Consider the following 2,652-nt stretch of genomic DNA (forward strand, 5'->3'; position numbering starts at 1 on the left):
CATCTGAAGCCCGGCGACCTGGTCTTCGCCGACACCGGCTGGCAGGACTATGCGGCGGTCAGCGCCAAGCATCTCTCCGCCGAGACCCCCGCCACGCCGATCAGCCACATGCTCAGCGTCTATGGCGTGGCCGGTCTCACCGCCTATTTTGGCCTCCTGAAGTGCGGCCGGCCGGAGGCGGGCGAGACGGTGGTGGTCTCCGCGGCGGCAGGGTCTGTGGGCTCTCTGGTCGGGCAAATCGCCAAGATCAAGGGCTGCCGGGTGGTCGGCATCGCCGGCGGCGCGGCCAAGGGCGCGCTCCTGACCCGCGAACTCGGCTTCGACGCGGCGGTCGACTACAAGGCCGGCAACCTGCGGCGCGCCCTGCGCGAGGCCTGCCCCAATGGGATCGACGTCTATTTCGACAATGTCGGGGGCGACGTGTTCGAGGCCTGCCTGTTCAACATGGCCCTGCACGGCCGCATCGTCTGCTGCGGCGCGGTCTCGCAATATGACGGCGCCGCGCCGCCGCACGGCCCGCGCGGCGTGCCGGGCCTGATCGTCACCCGGCGGCTGAACCTGCGCGGCTTCGTGGTCATGGACTTCGCCGCCGAGTACGACAAGGCGCTGGCCAACCTCCGGGCCTGGGTCGCCGACGGCGCGCTGAAGGTTCCGGAGGACATCATCGACGGCTTCGAGAACCTGCCCGCCGCCCTGGTCGGCCTCCTGGCCGGCGAGAATGTCGGCAAGCGGATGGTGCGGGTCTAACCAATCAGTATGGTCCCAGCCCAGGGGCAACGCACCCGCAAGCGGGCTTCCGGCCGGGATGACGAGGAAGGGTTTGGTTCCGAGACGCCGGCGTCGTGATGGCATAGGCTCGGGCCATGCAAGCGCACGCCTTTCGCCTGACGCCCGGGACCGACCTGAAAGAGGCGCTGGAGCGCATCACCGACGCGCACGCCCTTCGCGCCGGATGCGTCCTCACCTGCGTGGGCAGCCTCTCCCAGGCTCGCCTCAGGATGCCCGGCGCCGCGGGCGAGGAGGACCTCTTTACGACGTTCGCCGGTCCGATGGAGATCGTCTCGCTGGTCGGCACGCTGGGTCCGGACGGCCTCCACGTGCACATCAGCCTGTCCGGCCGGGACGGCGTCTGCGTCGGCGGCCACCTCGTCCGCGGCTGCATCGTCCACACGACGGCGGAGCTGGTGATCGGCGAGCTGCCGCAGGTCGAGTTCCGGCGTGTGCAGGACGAGGAGACGGGATACCTGGAGCTGAGCGTGCAGCCGCGGCCTTCGGACGGAGCTCCTTAAGGTCGGAACGCCGTTCCCATTTTCCCTCGTCATCCCGGACGGCCCGGAGGGCCGATCCGGGACCCAGGGGCGGACGCAGTGGCTCGGGCCCCTGGGTCCCTGTGTATTTGCGGATCTGTTGAGCTGAGGCTTGATGGTTGGCGAGCGTAGCTCGTTGGGTCCCTGGCTGTTGAGGCCGAGATGCCGGCCAGGGCGCGCTCGCCAGTCAGCTTTTCCGAACAGTCGCATGGGCGGAGCGCTGGGCGCTCGGGCCCGAACACAGGAGCGGAGCGATGACGCCATCATGTGCGGCCGGCGTGGATGTCGGCCGGGATTTCTTTGATGTGGGCCTGGCGCCGTCGGGGCGGGTGTTTCGCACGCCCAACGGGGCGAAGGGCGTGGAGGCGGTGGTGACGCGGCTGCGGCGCGAAGGCGTCGGGCGAGTCGTGTTGGAGTCGATCGGCGGCTATGGGGCCAGGCTGGTGCGGTCTTTGGCCGAGGCCGGCTTCGAGGTCGGGGTGATCGATCCCAAGCGCATCCAGGCGCTGCGCATCGCCGAGGGCAAGCGGGCCAAGACCGACAGGCTAGACGCGGCGCTGATCGCGCGCTTCGCTCTGATCATGCGCGACGTCGCCCGCCCCGTCCCCAGCCCCAAGGCCTTCGAGATCCGCGCCCTGTCCACTCGTCGCCGCCAGCTGGTGGAGATGGCGGCCATGGAGAAGGTCCGCCTGGGGCAGACCCTCGACGAGGTCGTCGCCAACAGCTGCCGCCAGATCATCGCCTTTCTGGCCGAAGAGCGCGCCAAGGTGGAGGCCCTGCTGCAGGCCGAGCTGCTCACCAGCCAGGACGGACCCCAACGCTCGGGCCTCCTGCAGACCATCCCCGGCGTCGGGCCCGCCGTCAGCATGACCCTCATGGCCGATCTGCCGGAACTGGGAACCCTCGACCGTAAGGCCATCGCCAGCCTCGCGGGCCTGGCCCCGCATCCCAACCAGAGCGGAACCCGCACCGGCCAGGCCCACATCGGCGGCGGACGCCCCTGCGTGCGCGCCGCTCTCTACATGGCCGCGGTCAGCGCCGTGCGATCCGACAACGGCTTCAAACGGGAATACCAAGCCCTGCGACGTGCCGGAAAACCCGCCAAGGTCGCCCTCGTCGCCATCGCCAGACGTATCGTCGTCGCCGCCAACACCATGCTCAAAGCCAACCGACCCTGGCTCAAACAGACTTGACCCAACACAGTCGCCGGCTCTGCAGCCCGCAAGCGGGCTTCCGGCCGGGATGACGAACATAGGGGGGCCGAAAGACGTCACGCTGTGTGTTGGCCCGAACGGCGCGTATCGAAGCACGCACTGCCCCAACTCAGGCCCACCGACCTTGACGC

3 protein-coding genes and 1 pseudogene are annotated in these 2,652 nt (G+C 69.4%); 3 read left to right on the plus strand and 1 reads right to left on the minus strand.

Features of this window, described 5'->3' with window-relative positions:
* Both VHS75_RS17175 and VHS75_RS17180 read left to right on the plus strand, forming a co-directional pair.
* On the plus strand, positions 1 to 747 hold a 747-nt coding region (locus VHS75_RS17175), incomplete at its 5' end, for an NADP-dependent oxidoreductase (RefSeq protein ID WP_329639836.1).
* 116 nt (positions 748 to 863) lie between these two features.
* The gene (locus tag VHS75_RS17180; RefSeq protein ID WP_329639837.1) at positions 864 to 1,289 is read left to right on the plus strand and encodes a PPC domain-containing DNA-binding protein; all 426 of its coding nucleotides are present in this window, start codon (positions 864 to 866) and stop codon (positions 1,287 to 1,289) included.
* A gap of 16 nt (positions 1,290 to 1,305) precedes the next feature.
* Here VHS75_RS17180 and VHS75_RS23130 read toward each other — a convergent pair.
* A pseudogene (locus tag VHS75_RS23130) lies at positions 1,306 to 1,390 on the minus strand (hypothetical protein); the annotation flags it as partial.
* A 171-nt stretch (positions 1,391 to 1,561) separates the two neighbouring features.
* Between VHS75_RS23130 and VHS75_RS17185 the strand changes: the two are divergent.
* On the plus strand, positions 1,562 to 2,500 hold the full coding sequence (locus tag VHS75_RS17185) for an IS110 family transposase (RefSeq protein WP_329639838.1): 939 nt from the start codon (positions 1,562 to 1,564) through the stop codon (positions 2,498 to 2,500).
* The last annotated feature ends 152 nt before the right edge of the window (positions 2,501 to 2,652 follow it).

Origin of the sequence: Phenylobacterium sp. (assembly GCF_036264965.1) — a bacterium.
Taxonomy (GTDB): domain Bacteria; phylum Pseudomonadota; class Alphaproteobacteria; order Caulobacterales; family Caulobacteraceae; genus Phenylobacterium.